The 21,710-nt window shown below is 26.9% G+C and carries 23 protein-coding genes; 11 read left to right on the forward strand and 12 right to left on the reverse strand.

Annotation, left to right across the window (positions count from 1 at the left end; genetic code table 11):
- The 5 genes from E6A48_RS01865 to E6A48_RS01885 form a co-directional block, all read right to left on the reverse strand.
- Positions 1-1,394 (reverse strand): Do family serine endopeptidase (locus E6A48_RS01865; protein WP_219708292.1); only part of this gene is annotated, 1,394 nt, incomplete at its 3' end.
- Between the two features lie 106 nt (positions 1,395-1,500).
- Positions 1,501-2,430, reverse strand: coding sequence for a lysophospholipid acyltransferase family protein (locus E6A48_RS01870; protein ID WP_219708293.1), 930 nt, complete (start codon positions 2,428-2,430; stop codon positions 1,501-1,503).
- Positions 2,431-2,433: 3 nt separating this feature from the next.
- The gene (locus E6A48_RS01875; RefSeq protein WP_219708294.1) at positions 2,434-4,323 is read right to left on the reverse strand and encodes a hypothetical protein; all 1,890 of its coding nucleotides are present in this window, start codon (positions 4,321-4,323) and stop codon (positions 2,434-2,436) included.
- A 30-nt stretch (positions 4,324-4,353) separates the two neighbouring features.
- Complete coding sequence (locus E6A48_RS01880; RefSeq protein ID WP_219708295.1) at positions 4,354-5,133, reverse strand: SDR family NAD(P)-dependent oxidoreductase; 780 nt, start codon at positions 5,131-5,133, stop codon at positions 4,354-4,356.
- 26 nt (positions 5,134-5,159) lie between these two features.
- The gene (locus tag E6A48_RS01885; protein WP_219708296.1) at positions 5,160-5,663 is read right to left on the reverse strand and encodes a hypothetical protein; all 504 of its coding nucleotides are present in this window, start codon (positions 5,661-5,663) and stop codon (positions 5,160-5,162) included.
- Between the two features lie 222 nt (positions 5,664-5,885).
- Here E6A48_RS01885 and E6A48_RS01890 point away from each other — a divergent pair, with 222 nt between their 5' ends.
- Together E6A48_RS01890 and E6A48_RS01895 are read left to right on the forward strand one after the other, a co-directional pair.
- Positions 5,886-6,572, forward strand: a complete 687-nt coding sequence (locus tag E6A48_RS01890) for a potassium channel family protein (protein ID WP_013243783.1) — start codon at positions 5,886-5,888, stop codon at positions 6,570-6,572.
- Between the two features lie 58 nt (positions 6,573-6,630).
- On the forward strand, positions 6,631-6,840 hold the full coding sequence (locus E6A48_RS01895) for a DUF2905 domain-containing protein (protein ID WP_219708297.1): 210 nt from the start codon (positions 6,631-6,633) through the stop codon (positions 6,838-6,840).
- Between the two features lie 37 nt (positions 6,841-6,877).
- Here the strand turns inward: E6A48_RS01895 and E6A48_RS01900 are convergent, their stop codons facing one another.
- The gene (locus E6A48_RS01900; protein ID WP_219708298.1) at positions 6,878-7,837 is read right to left on the reverse strand and encodes an FkbM family methyltransferase; all 960 of its coding nucleotides are present in this window, start codon (positions 7,835-7,837) and stop codon (positions 6,878-6,880) included.
- A 150-nt stretch (positions 7,838-7,987) separates the two neighbouring features.
- On the opposite strand from E6A48_RS01900, the gene fabV reads away from it, so the two are divergent.
- Positions 7,988-9,163 carry an enoyl-ACP reductase FabV gene (fabV, locus tag E6A48_RS01905; RefSeq protein ID WP_219708299.1) on the forward strand — a complete coding sequence of 392 codons (1,176 nt, stop codon included), beginning with the start codon at positions 7,988-7,990 and terminating at the stop codon, positions 9,161-9,163.
- A gap of 78 nt (positions 9,164-9,241) precedes the next feature.
- Here fabV and rarD read toward each other — a convergent pair whose 3' ends face one another.
- The 5 genes from rarD to E6A48_RS01930 all read right to left on the reverse strand — a co-directional run bounded on the left by rarD (position 9,242) and on the right by E6A48_RS01930 (position 13,993).
- Positions 9,242-10,102: an EamA family transporter RarD gene (rarD, locus tag E6A48_RS01910; RefSeq protein WP_219708300.1), complete on the reverse strand. Its 861-nt coding sequence runs from the start codon at positions 10,100-10,102 to the stop codon at positions 9,242-9,244.
- Between the two features lie 140 nt (positions 10,103-10,242).
- Entirely contained in the window at positions 10,243-10,779 is a 537-nt protein-coding gene (rbr, locus tag E6A48_RS01915; protein WP_013243788.1) for a rubrerythrin, read from the reverse strand.
- Between the two features lie 35 nt (positions 10,780-10,814).
- Positions 10,815-11,411, reverse strand: a complete 597-nt coding sequence (locus E6A48_RS01920) for a superoxide dismutase (protein WP_219708301.1) — start codon at positions 11,409-11,411, stop codon at positions 10,815-10,817.
- Positions 11,412-11,568: 157 nt separating this feature from the next.
- Entirely contained in the window at positions 11,569-12,591 is a 1,023-nt protein-coding gene (locus E6A48_RS01925) for a hypothetical protein (RefSeq protein ID WP_219708302.1), read from the reverse strand.
- A gap of 19 nt (positions 12,592-12,610) precedes the next feature.
- Complete coding sequence (locus E6A48_RS01930; RefSeq protein ID WP_219708303.1) at positions 12,611-13,993, reverse strand: DNA polymerase III subunit delta'; 1,383 nt, start codon at positions 13,991-13,993, stop codon at positions 12,611-12,613.
- A gap of 128 nt (positions 13,994-14,121) precedes the next feature.
- Here E6A48_RS01930 and E6A48_RS01935 point away from each other — a divergent pair, with 128 nt between their 5' ends.
- Genes E6A48_RS01935 through E6A48_RS01965 form a run of 8 tightly spaced genes read left to right on the forward strand, consistent with a single transcriptional unit; the run spans position 14,122 to position 20,776 of the window.
- Positions 14,122-16,056, forward strand: coding sequence for a viral A-type inclusion protein (locus E6A48_RS01935; protein ID WP_219708304.1), 1,935 nt, complete (start codon positions 14,122-14,124; stop codon positions 16,054-16,056).
- A gap of 14 nt (positions 16,057-16,070) precedes the next feature.
- On the forward strand, positions 16,071-16,736 hold the full coding sequence (locus tag E6A48_RS01940) for a ribonuclease HII (RefSeq protein WP_219708305.1): 666 nt from the start codon (positions 16,071-16,073) through the stop codon (positions 16,734-16,736).
- Position 16,737: 1 nt separating this feature from the next.
- A complete protein-coding gene (locus tag E6A48_RS01945; RefSeq protein WP_219708306.1) occupies positions 16,738-17,799 on the forward strand; it encodes a hypothetical protein in 1,062 nt (353 codons plus the stop codon).
- Complete coding sequence (locus tag E6A48_RS01950) at positions 17,783-18,043, forward strand: EscU/YscU/HrcU family type III secretion system export apparatus switch protein (protein WP_013243795.1); 261 nt, start codon at positions 17,783-17,785, stop codon at positions 18,041-18,043. The genes E6A48_RS01945 and E6A48_RS01950 overlap by 17 nt, the downstream gene beginning before the upstream one ends.
- Before the next feature lie 9 nt (positions 18,044-18,052).
- Entirely contained in the window at positions 18,053-19,282 is a 1,230-nt protein-coding gene (locus tag E6A48_RS01955) for an HD-GYP domain-containing protein (RefSeq protein WP_219708307.1), read from the forward strand.
- A complete protein-coding gene (locus E6A48_RS01960) occupies positions 19,283-19,648 on the forward strand; it encodes a YraN family protein (protein ID WP_219708308.1) in 366 nt (121 codons plus the stop codon).
- A 9-nt stretch (positions 19,649-19,657) separates the two neighbouring features.
- On the forward strand, positions 19,658-19,786 hold the full coding sequence (locus E6A48_RS11940) for a hypothetical protein (protein ID WP_013243798.1): 129 nt from the start codon (positions 19,658-19,660) through the stop codon (positions 19,784-19,786).
- Between the two features lie 18 nt (positions 19,787-19,804).
- A complete protein-coding gene (locus E6A48_RS01965) occupies positions 19,805-20,776 on the forward strand; it encodes a KpsF/GutQ family sugar-phosphate isomerase (RefSeq protein WP_219708309.1) in 972 nt (323 codons plus the stop codon).
- Here the strand turns inward: E6A48_RS01965 and E6A48_RS01970 are convergent.
- On the reverse strand, positions 20,773-21,702 hold the full coding sequence (locus E6A48_RS01970; RefSeq protein WP_219708310.1) for a hypothetical protein: 930 nt from the start codon (positions 21,700-21,702) through the stop codon (positions 20,773-20,775). The two genes, E6A48_RS01965 and E6A48_RS01970, sit on opposite strands and share 4 nt — an antisense overlap.
- Positions 21,703-21,710: the final 8 nt, after the last annotated feature.

Raw genomic sequence — 21,710 nt, forward strand, 5'->3', positions numbered from 1 at the left:
GTTATTCCATTGATAGCCTTAATTACATCACCAGGTCTAAGTCCAGCAGAATAAGCTTTAGAGTTTTGAGTCATATTTACTACAACAACTCCTCTCTCATTGCTTCTAATCTGAAGTCTTTGAGATATCTCTGGAGTAACATCAGAAACATCTAAGCCCATCCAAGCATTAGCATCTCTTGAGCTTTGTGATGAATTAGAACTAGGTACAACATCTTCATCTTCTTCTCTAGCCTCTATCGTAATTCTTGTAATTTTTTCTTTTCCATTTCTTAAATATTTAACTTCAACTTTGCTTCCAACTTTAGTAGTAGCAACTTTATTAAATAAGTCAACGCTCTTAGTCATTCTCTCGCCGTCAAACTCTACAATAATATCACCATCTTGTAAACCGCCCTTAGAAGCAGGAGAATTAGGTATAACCTCACTTACATAAACCCCAGAGTTTTGTTTAACATTTAAACCTCTAGAAAGATTTTCATCAATATCTTGTAAATATATTCCTAAATATCCTCTAGTAACTTTTCCATTCTCTTTTAAATCCTTCATAACAGAAGTAGCAATATTAATAGGAGTAGCAAATCCTATACCAATGCTTCCGCCAGAAGTAGAATATATCAAAGTATTAATTCCTATAACTTGACCATGTATATTAAATAATGGACCTCCAGAGTTACCTGGGTTTATAGCAACATCAGTTTGAATATATCTTTGATACCTATTAGCACCAACATCGCTTCTACCTTTAGCACTAACTATACCAAAAGTAACAGTATTGTTTAAACCATAAGGGTTACCAATAGCAATAGCAAACTCACCAGGTTCAATAGCATCACTGTCACCTAAAGCTACATAAGGAAATACCCTGTCAGATTCAATTTTTAATAAAGCTAAATCATAAGCCTCATCATAACCTATTAATTTAGCAGGCAATTCTTCATCCTCACCATATAAAAGCACCATAATCTTAGTAGCACCCTTAACAACATGGTAATTAGAAAGAACATATCCCTCATCATTAACTATAAAACCGCTTCCTAAAGATTTTTGACTTCTTCTTTGTCTAGGCACTTGGTCCCCAAAGAAAAATCTAAAAAACTCATCAGCATATCTATCTTCATAAGTTTGACCAGATTCAATTTCTGTAGATATATTAACAACAGCAGGCATATTCTTATCAACAACATCTCTAATAGCACTCTCAACCTCTAAAGCCCCGTCTAAAGAACCATTAAAAGCAGCCTTCTCTGGTGCAGCCTGAGCATGTACAACAAAATCGCCGTCTTTAGAGTTCTTCTCATAAGAAAATATAAAAAATGATATTATTATTCCTAATAAAGTAAATGTAAGACCAAGATTGAGAAAAAACATAAATGATTTTTTATTTTGATTCATATATATAACTACCTCCTATAATTGTGGTTTCTATATAACTAATTTTACTATATTGATTGAATGATGATTTCACTATATAAACCTATTATAAAAAAGTAAAGTAAAATTATCTATAATTATTATGCTTATAAAAAATTTCAGGCTCTCCATTAGGACGAGTATTCCACCTAGGATGCACCCAAAGCCAATTCTCAGGATATTTTCTTATAATATCCTCTAACTTCTTAGTATATCTTTGAGTATTATGATATAAAGTTTCCTCTTTAGTTGCCTTCTCTTCTATATACATTATCTCAGATACAATTATCTTATGATGACCATACCTATCTGGCACATCATAAAGTATAGCAATAGGAGCTTTAGTCTTCATAGCCATTGCAATAGGTCCAACAGCCGTAGCACATTTCTCGCCAAAAAAATCAACATAAATTCCATCTATATAATTCTGATCACATAAAAATGCAACAGGTTTATTCTCTCTTAAAGTATAAAATATCTCTTTTAAATTGCCCTTTCTAGCAATACATTTAACTCCCCTCTTTTCCCTCCAAGACTTCATATAAGCATCTAATTTTGGATTATCCAAAGGTCTCACTATAACACTAGGATTATAACCCTTAATACCAAAATATGATGCTATATACTCCCAATTACCAATATGACCAGTAATAGCCACTATACCTTTATTTTCTTCTAAAGCCTTATCAAATAGCTCTATACCTTCTATCTTTACACGTTTTAATATTTCTTCATCAGACATTCTTGAAGCCTTTATAAACTCAGCAAAAGTCATAAGCATAGATTTCATAGAACGCCTAGCAATAAGTCTTCTCTCCAAATAAGATTTCTCTGGAAAAGCCTGCTTCAAATTAATTAAAGCAACCTTCCTACTACCTGGAGCTACATAAAACATTAAAATCCCTATAATCTTTGCAAAAAATATCACAAAAATATAAGGAAAAAATGATATAAATTCCATTAAAACCCTTAATGGAATATATTCAAGCATAATAATTTTTTTCGATTTGTAAGCCAATTCCTACTCCTGACTATTTCCGCTAGCATCATCATCTTCTTCTTTTGACTCAGATACCTCATCATTTGTATATTCTTTTTCTAACTTTTTTAAATTATCGTCTAAATCATCTTTTTTTTCATCATTATTATTAGCATTATTATCTTCATCTTTTTTATTATTATATTCTTCTACTTTTTTAGAGCCTTCTATTAATATTCCAGCCCCAGACAATTCTCCCGATGTGATTAAATAGTAAAAACCAGATACAAAATAATAAGCCTCTGTTAAAGCTTTTAATACATTATATCCTTGTATCCTTTTTTTACTGCCGCTAACATCAGAAAAGAATGTTAATATATCATTAGGGTTTGCTATTATTCTCTCTCTTTCTACTTTATCTAATAATAGTTTATCTAATTTCTTTTTTAAAGATGATATAATAGAAACTATATGAGATTTTAAGTTTTTAGCAGTATAAGATATTTGTCCATTTTTCTCAGCTAACATTGATACCCTCTGCTCAAATCTAAGAGATGTATCTCGTTCTACTTTTAAAGCATTCTTGCACATATCACTATACTCTAAAAATCTAGAATTAGAATCTGATAATGATAAAAATATATTATTAAAATCACTCTTATAATCTGTTCTCACTAAATTATCATAAATTAAATTATATTTTACCTTATTAGAAACAAATAATACAGAATATTCTCTATCCAAAAAATCTAATAACACTTTTATTCTATATATTTTATCAGTATCCAATACATTAAAGAAAGGGTCTCCTTCTATCTCTATATTATTATCTGCTTTTCTAAATGAAACCACTTTCTCTATAAGTTTTACACCTATAGACTCTATTTTCATTAATTTTTCTTCTTCATTGTCTTCAGGCGTTTGAGTATCTTTTGTTTCTTCTTTCTGCTGTTTTGTAATTTCTTCTTTAAGTTTTAAATCTCTTTCTTTTTTTAATTTAGTATAATATCCAACTATATCTGTTTCTGTAATGCCTAGAAAATTATTAATATCAGACAATGTTTCAAGTTTTTCTTTAGATGCATATTGAAGTAAAGAAAACAATTTTGGATAATATTTTGAATATATTAAATCAACATCTTTTTTAAAATTAGATATTCTAGGATTAATAACCCCTTTGCTAATATTATCTACTATAGAATATGCAAGTAAAGCCTTTTCTCCAGCCAATTTTAATTTTGAAGAATAAGCATGCAAAATATATAGAGGTCTAAACATAGCTTTAAGCTCATTCACATAACTGCTAGCTTTAGTGGGAGAATGTAAATCTTTATATTGTCTTAAAAAAGTTTTATAAATATTCTCATCATACTGATCTTTTATTCGTTCTAAAAGTTCAATATCTTCTAAATCATTGGCAAATTGAGCTAATATTTTTTCTTTTTTACTTTTAGGTTCTAAAGAATTATCATCTACTGGGTTTAGTGCATTAAAAATAAGAGTATCCATCTCTAAAAATGCCGAGATAACATTCTTATCTATAAAGCCCAAAAACTTATTATGTACATTTCCACCGAAAGTTGTTATTGTTTTACTAGATAAAGCATCTAGCCACAATTTGAAATTTAAAAACACACTTTTTTGTTTTTTTACGATTAATGTATTATTTGGCTTTTCTTTTTTTGGAGCTTGAGAGGTGTTAGTATAAACGTAATTTCCTCTTGGCGTATTATTATTAGGATAATTATTTTTAGGTTTATTATAACTAGGAGTACTTTTTCTATTAGATGAATAATCTGAAGGGGCTTGTTTTTTTCTATTAGTTACTACCTCGCCGCCTGCATCTACAAACTTATTAAATAAATTTCTTCTATCATCTTCTTTAAGATTATCTAGTTTTAATCTATTTCTAGTATTATCTATATCACCCATAGAAAATAACTCCTAAAAATATAATATATTTTATTTACCTCTATGTATCATAGTGGCTGTAGCCTGACTACCTGCTAAAATAGTCATACTAGATATTTGAACATGTCTTTTTCTAGTAATAACATACTCTATATTATCGGCTATATCTTCCGCATATAAAGGGTCAAATCCCTTGTAAACATTATCAGCCTTTTCTTTATCTCCTTTAAATCTAACTGTAGAAAACTCTGTATTTACGGCCCCCGGTTTTATATTAGTTACTCTTATAGGTTTGTCTATTAACTCAACTCTTAAAACATCTCCAAACATCTCTACAAAAGATTTACTAGAACAATAAATAGCTCCGCCGAAATAAGCCTCATCTGCAGCAGTGGAAGCTAAATTAATGATATCAGCATTTTTACTGCCCAGCATTAGAGGTATTATCATTCTAGTTAATACTATTAAACCTTCGCAGTTTACCCTTATCATCTGTAAGCTGTCTTCTATATCATTGTTATAAAAATAATCCTTACCTAAAGCAAGTCCTGCATTATTAATAAGTATATCTATATTTTTCCATTCATTTTCTAATGAAGTTACAGCATTTTTTATACTATTGGTATCAGCATAATCTACTTTTATAACCTTTACTTTTACATTATAATCTTTTTCTAACATACTTTTAAGAGATTCTAATTTTTCAATTCTTCTTGCTGTTAAAATAAGATTAACGCCATTAGAAGCAAGCATCTTAGCAACCGCTTCACCAATACCCGCACTAGCTCCGGAAATAAAAGCTAATCTCCCTTTAATATCCTCTTTATACATAAAAACTGCCCTTATAATTGTTTTTATTATTCGTAAGTTCTTACTCTGCCTGCAACATCTTCAGCAGTGTATTGCATACCAACCTCTTGAAGATATTTTGTAATCAAAGTATCCATTTGTTTTTTTAAGCCTTTTGAATATAATTCAGCAACAACAGTACAATTTTGTTTAGAATCCCATTTGCTCTCAACTATAGAAACACCTCTCACTCTTCCTGCAACTCTCTCTTGTATTACATACTCATCTATCATACCTTTTTCTGTAGAGCTTAAAGATTCTACATAAGAACCAACTATTTTAGCTACTATTTTATTTTTAGCATCTAGCTCTGCAGCTTGTCTTGATGCAACTTCTCTTCTAAACTTATCATCAGTATCTATATCTTCACTAGGAGAACCCATTCCCATTACTCTAAAAGTATCATCATTTATCCAACCTTCAGGATTGTTTCTACTAACTCCAGTTCCGCAAGAAGATAATACTATCATCATCATAATAGTTATAATCAAGTATAATTGTTTATTTTTCATATAGTGTACCTCCAATTCTTTCATAATATAACTATATCTAATATTATATATATTAATAATATGATTGCAATAGTGTAAATCAAAATTTAATATTGTATAATTACACATATAACGCATATATTTTAATTTTGTTTTTGACAATTTTTTATATTAAACTATAATAAAAACATATTTAAACTAAATTTTAAAATTAAAAAAAATTATTTTTATAGAGGTATTCAAATGCTACAATATGCTGTTATAGGAGTTGGTACTTTAGGTAAGGCTCTAATAAATAGATTAATGAATAAACCTTCAATAGAAGTATTGGCAATAGATAATGATATCAATGAAATAGAAGCTATAAAAAATAGTGTTACTCAGGCTATGAAATTAGATTCTACTCAAAGAGAAGCATTAGAGGCTATAGAAATTAATAAATTCGATGCTGTTATAGTTACTATAGGTGAAGACATTATGACAAGCATATTAACTTCACTAATATTAAAAGAATTAAATGTAAAAAATATAATAGCAAGATATTCTGATGAAAGACATAAAGCAATATTAAGCAAAATAGGAATCACACATCTTGTAAGCCCAGAAGAATCTATGGGTATACATATAGCAGAACAGCTTGAAGTTGGAGATTCTCTGCTTTTATACGACTTAACTGAATACCATTCTATAGTAGAGTTTCCTGTGCATGCTGGACTTGCGGGTAAAAATTTAAAAGAACTTGATTTGAGAAAGAAATATAAAATAAATGTTGTAGCTATAAAAAAAGAAACAACTAGTATATTGGGAGAGAAAAAGATTATAGTTGATTGTACTCCAGACCCTGATGAATCTATGGTTGAGGGGGATATACTTGTAATAGCTGGGCATGATAAAGATATAGAAAAATTAAATAGAAAACTTTCTGAATAATTTTTTATAAATAAATTTTATAAATAAAAAGTAATATAATTAAAAATAAGAGAACATAATGAATAACTACTTTGCAAAGATGCTTATTGCTGTAGGAATCATTGCTATAATAATAGGCATATTAATATTATTAAAAATTCCTATAGGAAAACTTCCTGGTGATATTGTAATAAAGAGAGAAAATTTCACCTTTGCTTTTCCAATACTAACCTCTATAATAGCTAGTATAGTATTATCTTTTATAATGTGGATAATTTCTAAATTCTAATAAAAAATATTGTATTAAGAAATATTTATTTTTTTATTTATTTTTCTTTAGGCTTGCAAAAAAGAATAGTCTCTCCTCCCCAAGGTGAATAGCTCCTTATATAATACTCATAATCATCAGCAATACTTTTTATAAATATTGGTATTTTATAAAAATCCTCCATAAAAAGCTCACCACCATGATAAATTGCTATTGCTAAACTTGGTCTATATTTTTTTATTGTGTTTATAGCACCCTCTAAAATTTTATGCTCTGCCCCTTCAACATCCATCTTTATATAATCAATATTTTTTATGTTATTTCTCTCTACAAACATATCCAAAGTAATAGCATGCTTTTTTACTATAGGAGTGTTAGGATTCATAGAAACAAAATCTATATCCCTCTCATAGTCTAAAAAAATCTCATTTTGAAGTATTACATTATTAAGTTTATATTTATCTTTAATATTTGTAAGTACATTGTAAGCATTATCATCAGGTTCAAAAGCATATATTTTAGAATTGCTAGAACTTCTCTTAGAAAAAAAGCAAGTACTATCTCCCTTCCAAGCACCAATATCAAATAATACATTATCCCCTTTCACTTCAAAAATATCTTTTACATTATACTGCTCTAAACAAAATATATAATATAATGCCCAAGAACCTATTTCTTTAGGAAGTTTAAATCTCTTGATTATTAAAAAATATATCATTTTTATAAGCCATTCAAATGTTGATATGATACCGTATTTAAAACTAAACAATATTTCTTTTATTAATTTTTTATGCACCTTAGGATTAAAAGCAAGCATATATCTGTATAATACAATTTTTTTAAAAATATTCTTAGAATAATCTTCTTCAAGCATACTATAAAAAATATCAAAATTATCTGTATTAATTAATGCGTTTATAAAATTATCGCTATATTCTTTTTTTTCTATAAACTCTTTTGTAAATTTGTTTTTTAATTTTTTTCTGCAATCTTTTAATAATTCATTAGATATACTCATAAAATACCATCAAGTTTTTTAATATAGTATAACATATAAAAAATATTTATCTAATTATTATTATAAATTTTATTTTATTGAAAAAAATACAATTCTATTATAAAGTATATGTATATTTAAGATAATAATACTATTAAAGGAGATGCATAAATGATAGTAGCACCTAAAATATTGAATAATATATGTACTACAGCTCACCCATTAGGATGCAGGAAAGAGGTAGAAAATCAAATAAACTATGTAAAATCTAAAGGAAAAATAAAATCAAATGTAAAAAATGCTCTTATATTAGGAAGCTCTGGAGGATATGGTCTTGCTAGCAGAATTGCTATAGCTTATGGACTTGGAGCTAAAACTATGGGAGTTTCATTAGAAAAAGCAGCTACAGAGAGAAGAACAGCTACACCTGGTTGGTATAATAATATGGCTTTCAGTGAGTTTGCTAAGAGAGATGGTATAGAAGAGTTAAGTCTTAATTTGGATGCGTTTTTAAATGCTTCAAAAGAAGAAGTAATAAAAGAAGCTAAAAAGTTTTTTGATGGAAAGATAGATTTATTTATATATAGTTTGGCTGCTCCAGTAAGAACAGATGAAAAAACAGGTACTTTATATCGTTCTGCATTAAAGCCTATAGGAAAAAAATATGAGGGTATGGGAATAGATTTTATGACTGAAGAGTTATTAAATGTTTCTATAGAACCTGCTAATGATGATGATATAAAAAACACTGTAAAAGTTATGGGAGGAGAAGACTGGGAACTTTGGACTAATGCTTTACTTGAAGCAGACTTACTTGCAGAAAATGCAATTAATATAGCTTATTCTTATATAGGACCAGAAATAACTAAAGCAGTTTATAGAGAAGGAACTATTGGAAGAGCTAAAGATGATATAGAAAGCACAGCTCATAGACTTGATAAAAATATGCAAAAAAAGATAAACGGACATGCTTATATATCTGTTAACAAGGCTGTTGTAACAAGAGCCTCTTCTGTTATACCTACAGTTCCTCTTTATATTGGAATATTATTTAAAATAATGAAAAATAAGGGGTTACACGAGGGCTGTATTGAACAGATGTATAGATTATTAAGTGATAAATTATTTAATGGAGGCGATATACCTTTAGACTCTGTTAATAGAATTAGGCTTGATGATTGGGAACTTAAAAAAGATGTTCAAGAAGAAGTATTGAATGCTTGGAAAATACTTAATCAGGATAATTTAAAAGAGTTAGCTGATATGTCTATGTTTAGAAAAGATTATATGAATATGCATGGATTTGAAGTTGAGGGAATAGATTATTCTAAAGATGTAGAAATATAATTTTTTATAATAAGCAAATTATCAATTAAGGGCTTTACTTTTGTATAGCCCTTTTTATTTTTTAAATTATATATAAAGTTATAATTTTTTATTAGCTTTAGATTTTCTAAATATTGACACAGCATAAAGAATAGCAGCCAATATAATAATTGCTAGTGTAATAGCTCTATTGAAATTCAATTCTTCTTTATATACAAATATAGCAAGCAATGTTGCAAGCAAAGGAACAAAAAATTGCAAAAATCCTAAAGTAGAAACCTCTAAAGATTTAGCAGCCTTTGCATATAAATATAAAGGAATACCTGTTGCAATTCCTGCAAACATTAAAGTTATCCAAGTATTAGTTGGCTGAGGAGATGTTGGAAAATAAAGTTTAGATATAATAATTGAAGGTATTAATATAGATAAAGTCTCCAAAAATAAACTCTCCCAACCAGAATATATAGTCATCTTTTTTAGTATTCCATATATAGAAAAAGTTAAACCTATAAAAAATGCCATTATAGGAGGTTTGCCCAATGTAATAGTTTGATATATCATTCCAATAAACATTAAAACAATAGCTAAATATTCTAATACAGTCTTTTTCTCTCTAAAAAATATTATGCCTATTAATATGCTTAAAATAGGAGCTATATAATAAGCAAGCCCTGCCTCTAATACATTCCCAGAGTTTACAGTATAAATATATAAATACCAATTAAGACCAAGAAAAACGCCTGCTATAAAAATCAAAACAAGAGGTTTTATTCCTCTATACAAATTAGCTTTTTTAAATATTATTATAATAAGAGTAAATATAAAAGTAGTGATAACTCTCACTCCAAGCACAAAAGCAGAATCAAAATTCTGAACAGCCTTCCAATATATAGGAAGAAGCCCCCACATTATATAAGCACTAGCCGCAAGAAAAATAGATTTATTGTTATTGTTTGACATAAGTTAATTAATATTCCATTTTAAATTTTTGAAATATAATAAACTCAATTTAAATATTTTCAATATAATATTTTAAAATAAAAATAAAAAAAAGGAGGCCTTATTCAAGCCCCCTATTATTTTTAATTAATTATTATAAATTAATAGCTTTCAACTCTAACTTCAAAGAATTTTTTAGCATGTTTACAAGCAGGACAAATTTCAGGAGCAGCTTCACCTTCATATATATATCCGCAGTTTCTGCATTTCCATTGAACTTTAGTGTTTCTTTTGAAAACTGTACCATTTTTTACAGCTTCTCTTAATTTAGCATAACGCTCTCTATGTTCTCTTTCAACATCACCGATTAATTTCATAGAATGAGCAATCTCATCAAAACCTTCAGCTGCAGCTTCTTTAGACATAGTAGGATACATTTCTTCATACTCATAATTCTCGCCTTCCCAAGCAGATTGTAAGTTTTGAAGAGTATCACCTATACCATTAAGATATTTAAAATGAACTTTAGCATGTTCTCTTTCATTTTCTGCTGTTTCAAGGAATATTGCAGCTATTTGCTCATAACCTTCATTTCTAGCAACGCTTGCAAAATATGTATACTTGTTCCTAGCCATAGATTCGCCAGCAAAAGCATCATGTAAGTTCTTTTCTGTTTTTGTTCCTTTTAAATCTTTCATTTTATTTCTCCTTAAATTGTATATTAAAAATTAAGTTATTTTGCCTTATTTAATCTTTCTGCCACATAATCCCAATTTACTAAATGTTCTACAAAAGTAGTAAGAAAATCAGGTCTTCTGTTTTGATAATCTAAATAATAAGCATGTTCCCAAACATCGCAAGTTAAAATACCATGTACTTTATCAGCAATAGGGTTCATAGCATTAGCATATTTTCTAACTTCTAATTTACCATTATTTAATACCAACCATACCCAGCCAGAACCAAATTGTGTTTTACCGCCTGTAGTGAATGCCTCTTTAAAAGCATCAAAACTACCAAAATCTGCCTCTATTTTACTTTTTACTTCAGCAGGTATAGCAACATCTTTTTTTAACATCTTGAAAAACTCTTCATGGTTATAAACCTGACCAGCATTATTGAATAATGCTTGTTTTTCACTATTGTTATGAGAAAGAAGTATTAGTTCCTCTATACTTTTTCCTTCCAATGATTTATCCTTAGATACTAAATCATTAACTGTTGTTACATAAGCATTTAAGTGTTTTCCATGATGGAAGTCTAAAGTATTTGAAGACATATATGGTGCTAAGTCCTCTTTGCCATAAGGCAATTTCATTAACTCAAACATATTTTATCTCCTTTATTTATTAAACATAAAAATATTAAACTATTTTTTATTTATGTCAAGTGTATTTATTAAATAATACAATTAACTTATTAGTAATATATATTAATAAGGCATGCCAATTAAAACTGACATGCCTTAAGTTATTTTTTTAATTTTATTATTGTGCTGTTTCTGTATTTTCTGTAGTAGTATTATTTGCTGTATTAGCTTCGTTTGCTTCTCCCTCTTTATAAACAGGAGCTACATCTCTAGATAATACTTCATCTTCTGTATTAGCATATACAAAACCTAACTCATCATAATATTTAGAATATATAGCTTTAAATCTATCAGAAGTTGTATATAATACTTTATGATATTTAGTGATAAGAAGTTTATACTTAGCAGATTTAATATTTTCATCTTCATTTTTCAAAGTAGTTAAATCCCATAAGTTATTAAACATTTCATTAAGATAATAAACTTTTCTAATATCTCCAGTATTTCCATTATTAGCTAATAAATAATTAACTCCAGCTAAATAAGTATTAAGCATTATTAAATTACTAGCAGAGTTCTGATTATTTACTTCATTTTCTAAAGCTTTATTAAAGTGATATCTGCTCATTGAATAATAGCTAGGAGAACCTTTAAATAAATTAAGTATACCAGCATAAAGGTTTAATTCATAATCAGTTTTAGCAAGTTCATTAGTTTTTCCTAATATTTCATAAGTAGGACGTATGCTATTATATAAATCTATAGCTTTATAAATTTCTCTAAGACCCAAATCAACATTGTTATCAGTAGAAATAGGTCTAGCTACTAAATCATAATAGTTAATAGCATTGTAGAACATTTCATTAGTGTCTGTAAAATTAACATTAGTATAATTTTGTAATATTTTATTAGCTTTATATAATACTCTAAAAAGATAATCATCTCTTATAATATTTAAATTAGTTTGAAGAATATTATACTCTTTATCTAAATTAGCATCATCTACATTTCTCAAATCAGCAAAATTAGGTGAGAAAGGCACTATACCTTCTACAGTATTAGTATTTTCTGCAGTATCAGTATTTTGCTCTTGAGTTGTTGTCTGCTGTTGATCGGTAGTAGTTTGTTGTGCTTCATCCTGAGCATAAACAAGATTTAATGATAAAATCATTACACTTAATACAAGAAATAACTTTTTCATGTATAACTCCTATAGGTTTTTAATAATTATTTAGCCATATATAAATGTTGCTTAAAGCCTTATAAAGTATCATTTTTGGCTGACTATTAGTATTTAATAAAGTATTAATTAAAGAATCTAATTCATCTATAGCCCATATAATACTTATATCGGAAACGGAATTAGGAAGTATATAGCTTCTTTCTTCTATTTCCAGATATTTATCTTCCAAAGATTTTTTAAGAATATTAATTAATTCTCTTATAGTATCTATAATATCATACTCGCCTTCTGAGAGGAGTGTAATGATAGAAGACACTTTTGAGGCATTATTCTTTAAACTTGCATCTATGAAAGACAATAATACTTCTCTAATATTATCGCTTGTATTTGATTTTTTGTCAAGCAAATATTTTATAGCTTTAGACATACTTCCTGAAGAATATTGAAGTGCTAGGGCTGTTTTCTCTTCGCTTAGCCTTAATCTTTTCATTAGTATAGACCTTAAAGTGTTTTCTGAAAGAGATGAAAACTTAAGCTCCATCATACGTGATATCAAAGGCTTCATTCCGTCTTGAACTAATTTGTTTGTATCTGAAGTTATCAAAATAAATATATTGTTATCAGACGGCTCTTCTAATGTACGCAAAAATATATTAGGAGCTCTTTTATCCATTAATTCTATACCTTCAATTATCACTACCCTCTTTCTGCCTAGTCTTGGTTTTCTGTATGTCATTTCTATTATATTTCTAATAGTGTCTAACGGTATAACTGTATGAATTATATTATAATGTATTTTCTTTAATGCTGTGAAAAAATCACCATCTATAGAATATTTCTTTTTGCCGCCTTTAGCTTTTACTATATTAAGTGCATCTTTGGACTTAGTCCTAAAAATAGAATCTATAAACTCAACATTATCCTCATTAAGCTCATTTAAAGTATAATTAACAGCCAAATAGTAAGGCTCTATTAAAGCATATCTAGAACTTTCTTTTTTGTTTCCAAGCATATACTCTTTAGGCTCGCTTGATGGATAATTATCATAACTATCAAAAAGCATAGATTCTACTTTATAAAGTATAGAACGGCATTCTGTATAAAAATTGTTAAACAAATGAGGAAGTTTATATTCTAAATACTGATTAAAATATATTTCAGCGTTTCTAAACCTCTCATCAGTACCAGCAACTACTACATCAGGGTGCTTATAATTATCTATCATTTTGCAAGATTCGCATTCATCGCAATAAGTGCCATTATTTCTTTCGCACAAAAGCACTTTAGCATAATTTAAAGCACTTTCATATTTTCCAACTCCCTCTTCTCCATAAAACAAATAGGCATGATGAAGTCTGCCGCTTTTATATATACCAGCCATTATTTTTAAAGGGGTTGTTTGCCCTAATACTTTAGCCAATTATCTCTCTCCATTTTTTTATATTTAATTTATAAATTATAACAAAATTTATAGCAATATAAATTTGATATTTTACATATATGTTATATATTATATATATAAAGAAATAAATTTTTAAGGATTTTATTATGTCATTAGAAAATAACAATAATAATATATCAAGAGAAGATTTAGAAGAAATGGAAAAAAAGAATAAGAGATTATTCAAAAAAATATTATTAAACTCTGAAAGATTAGATAATGCCGAAGAAGGAATAAATAATTTGCAATATCATATAGAAGCCTTAAATAGAAACCTAGACTCTATAAATGACATAGACTTAAAAATAGAAATTCTATTAGAAAAGGCAAATGAGCTAATAGAAGAGAATATTCAAAAAAATGAAATACTAATACAAAATGCAAATAAAAAATTAGAAGAGCAAAATAGCGAATTTGAAAAATCTATAAACGAAAAGTTTAAAGAAAAACTAGAAGAACAAAATATTAAAAATCATGACATCATAAAAAATATTAACGAAGTAATAAATCTAAAATTAGAAGATAACAACATAAAAAATACTAAATTAAATGAAGAGCTATTAAAGAAAACAGCAGAACTATTAGAAGAAAATACTAAGAAAAATGAAATATTAATACAAAATGCAAATAAAAAGCTCGAAGAACAAGGCAGCGAACTTATAAATAATATCAATGATGAAATAAAAGAAAAATTAAAAGAGCAAAATATCAAAAATGAACAATTCATAAAAACTCTTAATGAAATAATGAATACAAAACTAGAAGAACAAGATAAGAGAAATGATATTAAGTTAGAAGAAAATAGTAAAAAAGCTAAAGATATAAATGAAAACATTATAAAAACAACAAATGAGATGCTTGAGAAATATGACAAGAGCCATGAAATATTAATTGATTATACTAATAAAAAGCTAGAAGAGCAGAATATAAAAAATAATGAATTAATTAAAACAATTAATAATTCTGTAAATACAAAACTTGAAGAACAGGACAAAAAAAATAAAGAGTTCAATGACTTAATAAATAAAAATCATAATGAAATATTAGCAAGAACAAATAGCATGCTTGAAAAATATGATAAAAGTCATGAGGCTATTATAGATTATACAAATAGAAAAATTGAAGAACAAGATATAAAAAATAAAGAATTCTTAAAAACTTTAAATAATGCGATGAATGATAAATTGCAAGAGCAAGAGAAGAAAAATAATGAGTTTAATCAGTTAATTAATAAAAATTATGATGAAATACTTTCTAAAGCAAATAATATGCTTGAGAAATATGACAAAAGCCATGAAGTATTGATTGATTATACTAATAAAAAAATAGAAGAACAAGACATTAAAAATAAAGAATTCTTTAATACAATGAATAAGTCAATAAATGAAAAGCTTGAAGAGCAAGACAAAAAGAATAAAGAGTTTAATGACTTGATGAATAAAAATCATAGCGAAATATTATCAAAAACAAATAATATGCTTGAGAAATATGATAAAAGTTATGAAACATTGATAGAGTACACAAATAAAAAAATTGAAGAACAGAATAATAAAAATAATGAGCTTGTAAAAAATATTAATAATGCTGTTAACTTAAAAATGGAAGAGCAGGATAGAAAAAACAGAGATTTCAGCAGCAGTATGGAAACAAGAATGAATGATATGCTCAAAAAATATGATAGAAATTATGAAACATTGATAGATTATACAAACAAGAAAATAGAAGAAAACAGCATAAAAAATAGTGATTATATAACAACTCTAAACAATGCTAAAAATATTATAAATGAGTTTAATAGCGACAAAGAAAGATTAAAAGAATATACAGACAGACAAATAGAAAAACAAGAGCAAAAAAATAAAGAATTTAGAGATGATATAGCTAGACAATATGATAATATGTTTAAGACAACTGATGCAATGCTCATAAGACAAAAAGAAGCAGAATTATCATCAAAAAACAAAGCAAACAATTTCGCTATAATCATGGGCTCTTTGGCTGCAGTAGTTATAGTAGTTGTTATAGCTTTACAGATACTATAATAATTTATAACAATATGTATCTTTTTGATGATAAAATTGATAAACTGCATTATGAGAAATATTATTTAGACTTGGGCTATAAATATATTTGCGGTATAGATGAAGTTGGACGCGGTTCGCTTTTTGGTGAAGTTACTGCTTGTGCTATTATAATGCCTTTAGATGATGATATAATAGAAGAGGCAAACGATTCCAAAAAACTTACAGCAAAAAAAAGAGAAGAGCTTTACAATATTATAACTCAAAAAGCATTATCATATTCACTATATTCTGTACCTGCAAATATTATAGACAAAATTAATATATATAATGCTACAAAACTGGCTATGCTTAAAGCAGTTGAAGGTTTAAGCATAAAACCTGATATATTATTAATAGATGCAATGAAAATTGACACTGAAATAAAACAAGAGTCTATAATAAAAGGCGATTTAAAATCCTACTCTATAGCTTGTGCCAGCATAGTTGCTAAAGTAAGCAGAGATAAAGCTATGAACAAATTATCAGAAAAAAATAAAGAATATGATAAATATAAAATATCAAAAAATAAAGGCTATGGCACAAAAGAGCATATTGAAGCTATAAAAAAATATGGAGCAAGCGATTTACATAGATTATCATTTGAACCTATAAAATCTATAAAAAAAGAAATGAAAGAAGAAAATAGTTTTTTTATATAAAATGCTAAACATTAATAATAAATACTCAAACATCATCATAAATAGCAAAAACTCTCAAAACATTAAAGATGGAGATATTGTAAGATATTCTCTTATGCGTAAATTGGATAATAATAAAGCTATTATTAATATAATGGGCAATAAGGTTGTGGCTTTATTCAAAGATGGAATGCAAGATAAAGGATTTGCTGTTATTAACAAAGAAAATGGCAAAATAGTATTAAAGCTTCTTAAAGATGTAAACAGTCTTAAAGAGGCAAGAGAGGCTATAAGTAATAATGCTATAAAAGATACTTTAGTTTTACATAGTAATAAAGAAAATAATACTGAAATATCTTCTATATTATTAAAAAATTCTATTAAACAAAGTACTGAAAATATCACCTATTTAGAGAGAATTATTAAATATATCCCTCAATTAGATGATAAAAAAATGAAGTTTATACTTAATTCTATGTCTAATGGAATATATTTTAGTATAGATGAATTAGAAATGTTTGAGAATATTTTTTCGAAATTTAATAATTTGCATTCTATTATAAAAAACTCTAACAAAAATATTGAAAAAACCGAAATATTACTAACGCTTTTAAAAGAAATTAATGATACTGACAAAAGCCTAAAAAACTATATATCTTCAAATGGAAATTTGAATATATGGTTTATGCTCTTTGATATGCTTCAAGATGAATTATCTTCTGATAGTTCTAATATGCTTAATCTTCTTTTAAAGATATTATCCTCAAATAGGAAAAATAAAACTTTTAGAGAAGGTTCTTTTTTAATACCAATACCTTTTATGGTTAATAATGAATTAAAAGAGGTACTTCTATATATAAATAGAAAAGATAATAAAGCTAAAAACTTAGAGTTTATAGCTTATGATAATAATAAAGAACTATGCAAAATAGAAATTGTAAAAGAAAATAAATATATTATTAATTTAGTTTTATTTGATAAAAAATTATTTTTAAAATGTAACAGCATAAAAACAAATATAGATAAAGAATTAGAAAAGTTTAATAATATAGAATTGGAGATAAATTATGAAAAAAGAAATTGAAAATGCGGTTGCTTTACTTTATGAGAGAGAAATACATAATGCTCCAATAGTAATATCAAAAGGTGAAAAACTTTTAGCTAAAAGAATGATAGAAATAGCTAAAAAAAATAAAGTACCTATAGTATCAGATGAGGACACTGTAAAAGAGTTAATGCATTTAGAAATAGGAGAAGAGATACCATATTCAGTTTATGAAGCAGTTAGTATAATATTAAAATATGTATATAAATTAAAGGCAGAGTAAAAAATAATTATGGAAAAGATTACTAGCGTTAAAGTAGATGATATCAAGACCAAAATTGATAAGCAGGATATTTATATCTATAATGGTTTTATGGCTATTAGTAAATATATAAAATCTATAGATGAAGATATAAAAAGACTAAAAAAATGGGATATAGAAGAAGTATTTATAAAAGACTCTGATGCTAATGCTTATGGATATCAAACACCTGAAGACTTTGAAAAGTTTGCTAGAGAATGCATCGTATACAAAAATATATATATGAGTATATTAGAAAAAGTAAAAACAAGCTTAGGAGATTTTAGATATAATAATATAGTTAATACATCCAATTTAAAATCAATAATAGATAGTATATTAGACCTTATTAATAAAAATATGAATGCCGCTATAGCATTATTAAATATTGAAGGTTTAAGCAGAGATGATTATTATTATATAAGGTCATTAAATGTATCTATGATATCTTTAATGCTCGGCAAAGTAATGAAATTTCCAGAAGATAAATTACAAAAATTGGGGTTAGGTGCTATATTATATGATATAGGTCTTATTAGAATACAAGATAAAGTATTAAATAAACATGAACAATTTACTCCAGAAGAATATATAGAAATAAAAAAACATACAGTATTTGGTTATAAAATAATAAAAACTAATTTTAGATTAGAAGAAGAGATAGCAGTTATTCCTTTAGAGCATCATGAACATTATAATGGTAAAGGATATCCAAGAGGTATTAGCGGCAATCAAATACATTTATATCCAAAAATAGTTGCCGTTGCACATTCTTTAGAAAAAATATTAAAACCTATAAGAATATCAAAAGACAGCAAAAAAACACCTACATATGCAAAAATTCTTAATAGTGTTAAAACAGTTGAAAACAAAACATTATCTGATGCTGTTAGAGAAATAATAAAAGGAGCTAATATTAAATTTGACCCTATAATAGCGAAACTTGTTGTAGGCACTTTTAGTGTTTATCCTGTAGGAACAGTTGTAGTTTTAAATGACAATAGAAAGGGATTAGTATTTGCTACTAACATTAGTTATCCTATTAGACCAATAATAAAAATAGTATCCGATGAAAATGATAATTTTATTGAAGATGGAGAAGTGATTAATTTGATAGAAACTAATAAATTATTAATAAGCGGGGTAGATAAAGATAGTAATATTTTAGAGGAGGTAAAGTCAAGATTATTGGATAAAAAAGAAAATAATGATGGCAATTAAATGAAAAGTAAAAAAGAAATAGGCAATCTTGGAGAAGATATTGCCTTAAATTATCTCAAAAATCTTGGGTATGAATTATTAGAAAGAAATTATAAAAGCAGCATAACAAGAGGCGAGATAGATTTAATAATGACAAAAGGAGTTGTTATTGTGTTTGTAGAAGTAAAATATCGAAGACAGGGAAGTTTTGGATATGCAGCTGATGCTATCACAGAGCATAAAAAACAAAAGCTCTATGAAACAGCTGAGGAATACTTAATTAAAAAAGGATTAAGTTTAAGTCAAAAATGTTCCTTTGGGGCAGTTTTAATAGACGATACCAACTATAGTAGAGAAATTTCTTTTGTAGAAGACATTTTTATATAGGGGTATTGTATGAAAACGGCTGTTAAAATCAATTACGAAAAAATAGAAATTTATAAAAAGAAATTAAAAGATAAAAAGTATGTAGATAAAGCTATAGAAAGGCTTGCTGGACACTTAATTAGTGCTGTTATAGATTAATGTAATCAAGGGTATAAAATGAATATAATAGACAGAGGTAAATTAACTTTATTATTAGAAAGTGAAAGCTTACAATTGTTGTCTGAGAAATTAGATGATAATTTTGAAAAAGCAGTTAATGAATTATTTAATATTAAAGGAAGAGTAATAACCTCTGGTGTTGGTAAGAGTGGACATATTGCAAGAAAAGCAGCTTCCACTTTCGCTTCAACTGGAACGCCTAGTTTTTTTGTAGACCCTAATGAATGTTTGCATGGCGACTTTGGTATGATAACTAAAAATGATTATTTAGTATTATATTCTAAAGGTGGAGAGTCAAGAGAGATAATAGAACTAGTAAATTGGGCTTGTAGACAAGATATACCATACATTGCTATTACTAATGATAAGTATTCTACTCTAGCAAAAAATGCAAAGATAACTTTGCTTACGCATGTAAAAGAAGAGGCTTGCCCTTTAAAATTAGCACCAACTGTTAGTACAACTGCTTCTTTAGCTTTATCTGATGCTTTGGCTACTGCTTTAATGGAGCTAAGAGGATTTAAAGCTGAAGACTTTGCTATATTTCACCCTGGTGGAAGTTTGGGTAGGCAATTAGCCAAAGTAAAAACTATTATGCATACTGATAACTTACCAATTATAAATTTAGATACATCTCTATATGATACCTTATTTAAAATCATAGAATGTAAGCTAGGCATTGCAATTATTACAGATGATAACAATATTCTTAAAGGCATTATTGTAGATGGAGATTTAAAAAGATTATTGGTAAAAGACAAACAAATAGAAAATATTCTAGAAACAAAAGTAAAAGATATAATGAATAATAACCCTAAAGTAATATATCAAGACACACTTATAGGAGAAGCCTTGCATTTAATGGAAGGTAAAATTACTAATCTTGTAGTTGTTGAAGATACTAAAGATGGCAAAAAACCTATAGGTATAGTTCATATACATGATATTCTAAAAATAAAGGCTTTTTAAGCTTCTAAATAACCTTTATCTAATAAAGATTTTTTAATTCTATTCGTTTCTAATTTATCATCAGTTGTAACTGTAATATATTTTAAACTCTCCATAGTAGATAATTTTTCTATATTAAAACCTTTAACATTTTCTAGTATGAGTATTTTTATTTTTTTATTATTAAATATTGATTCTAAATCTTCCAAACTTCTTAAATTTCTTAATATCACTTTTTCTAAGTTTTCTAATTTTGATAAATCTGGTATATATTTTAATTCTGATATAGAGTTTAATTCTATTATTCTTAAGTTTTTTAAATCATTTAAAAAATCTAAAGTATTTATACCCTTACCTTTCTCAATATATATCTCTTCTAAATTTGGCATTCTTTTTGGAATCTCTTCAATATGAGTAGCAGATGAAAGTATTGATAATTTTTTTAGTTGACTCATCTTAGTAAAATGTTCCACCCTAATATTTGAAGCCCCTATATCACAAAAACTTTTTCTATTTTCTATATAAACAGAATGTTTAAGGCTAAAACCATTTTCTAAATAAAAACTGCTAAGAGTTTCGATGCTGTCAAGAGGGCTTAAAGCAATATCTTTATCAATATTTCCATTAATATGCAAACTTATCAAATTGCCAAGTCTTGAAAAAAGATTTAAATTACTTATAGGATTTTTTAGAGAAGCATAAAATATTAAATTTCTTACTTCTGGTATAAATTTAATAATATCTTCTCCAGATAAATTAGAACTACTATCTTTTTCTGAGGAAATATTTAAAAAGAAATCAGTTCTCTCTTTTAATACATCATTTAAAAAAGGTATCATGTCTTTTGATATGCCGCTATTATCTATAAATAAAGATATTCTCTCTTTGGAAGTTTTTAATTCTAATAAATCATTTTCATTTAATGATGATATTTTTACGTTTTTCATAATTCCTC

It is taken from the genome of Brachyspira pilosicoli (genome assembly GCF_019402445.1).
Taxonomy (GTDB): domain Bacteria; phylum Spirochaetota; class Brachyspiria; order Brachyspirales; family Brachyspiraceae; genus Brachyspira; species Brachyspira pilosicoli_B.

Coding starts and splice junctions, on each gene's coding strand:
- E6A48_RS01880 (WP_219708295.1), bottom strand. CDS start 5,133: ATGTATAAAGAGGATATTAAAGGGAGATTAGCTTTTATTTCCGGAGCT.
- E6A48_RS01920 (WP_219708301.1), bottom strand. CDS start 11,411: ATGTTTGAGTTAATGAAATTGCCTTATGGCAAAGAGGACTTAGCACCA.
- E6A48_RS01950 (WP_013243795.1), top strand. CDS start 17,783: ATGAAAAAAGAAATTGAAAATGCGGTTGCTTTACTTTATGAGAGAGAA.
- rarD (WP_219708300.1), bottom strand. CDS start 10,102: ATGTCAAACAATAACAATAAATCTATTTTTCTTGCGGCTAGTGCTTAT.
- E6A48_RS01935 (WP_219708304.1), top strand. CDS start 14,122: ATGTCATTAGAAAATAACAATAATAATATATCAAGAGAAGATTTAGAA.
- E6A48_RS01885 (WP_219708296.1), bottom strand. CDS start 5,663: ATGAAAAATAAACAATTATACTTGATTATAACTATTATGATGATGATA.
- E6A48_RS01955 (WP_219708307.1), top strand. CDS start 18,053: ATGGAAAAGATTACTAGCGTTAAAGTAGATGATATCAAGACCAAAATT.
- E6A48_RS11940 (WP_013243798.1), top strand. CDS start 19,658: ATGAAAACGGCTGTTAAAATCAATTACGAAAAAATAGAAATTTATAAA.
- E6A48_RS01965 (WP_219708309.1), top strand. CDS start 19,805: ATGAATATAATAGACAGAGGTAAATTAACTTTATTATTAGAAAGTGAA.
- E6A48_RS01945 (WP_219708306.1), top strand. CDS start 16,738: ATGCTAAACATTAATAATAAATACTCAAACATCATCATAAATAGCAAA.
- E6A48_RS01875 (WP_219708294.1), bottom strand. CDS start 4,323: ATGGGTGATATAGATAATACTAGAAATAGATTAAAACTAGATAATCTT.
- E6A48_RS01925 (WP_219708302.1), bottom strand. CDS start 12,591: ATGAAAAAGTTATTTCTTGTATTAAGTGTAATGATTTTATCATTAAAT.
- E6A48_RS01895 (WP_219708297.1), top strand. CDS start 6,631: ATGAATAACTACTTTGCAAAGATGCTTATTGCTGTAGGAATCATTGCT.
- E6A48_RS01960 (WP_219708308.1), top strand. CDS start 19,283: ATGAAAAGTAAAAAAGAAATAGGCAATCTTGGAGAAGATATTGCCTTA.
- rbr (WP_013243788.1), bottom strand. CDS start 10,779: ATGAAAGATTTAAAAGGAACAAAAACAGAAAAGAACTTACATGATGCT.
- E6A48_RS01890 (WP_013243783.1), top strand. CDS start 5,886: ATGCTACAATATGCTGTTATAGGAGTTGGTACTTTAGGTAAGGCTCTA.
- E6A48_RS01940 (WP_219708305.1), top strand. CDS start 16,071: ATGTATCTTTTTGATGATAAAATTGATAAACTGCATTATGAGAAATAT.
- E6A48_RS01970 (WP_219708310.1), bottom strand. CDS start 21,702: ATGAAAAACGTAAAAATATCATCATTAAATGAAAATGATTTATTAGAA.
- fabV (WP_219708299.1), top strand. CDS start 7,988: ATGATAGTAGCACCTAAAATATTGAATAATATATGTACTACAGCTCAC.
- E6A48_RS01900 (WP_219708298.1), bottom strand. CDS start 7,837: ATGAGTATATCTAATGAATTATTAAAAGATTGCAGAAAAAAATTAAAA.